Below are 230 nucleotides of genomic sequence, written 5' to 3'. Positions count from 1 at the left end.
AGGCTGCCTTAGAACGTGATTTCAAAAAGGCTTTATTGCAAGATTTCGATATTCAGTTTCATAATTTATTTGCTATAACAAATTTACCTATTAGCAGATTTTTAGATTATCTTATAGCTTCAGAAAACTACGAAGATTATATGTATGCTTTAGTAGAAGCTTATAATCCTTCCGCAGTTAAAAATGTTATGTGCACAAACACACTATCTGTGAGTTGGGATGGTTATTTA

At 30.9% G+C, this 230-nt stretch carries 1 protein-coding gene; it reads left to right on the top strand.

The features are described 5' to 3' along the window. Positions 1-230, top strand: a 230-nt coding sequence (locus H2O73_RS24430) for a DUF3641 domain-containing protein (RefSeq protein ID WP_182110855.1), incomplete at both ends; no start/stop codon positions are given.

It is taken from the genome of Vibrio marinisediminis, assembly GCF_014050145.1.
In the GTDB taxonomy this organism is placed as follows: Bacteria; Pseudomonadota; Gammaproteobacteria; order Enterobacterales; family Vibrionaceae; genus Vibrio; species Vibrio marinisediminis.
The sequence above is the reverse complement of the archived record's forward strand: the minus strand, read 5'-3'. Positions and strand labels throughout refer to the sequence as shown.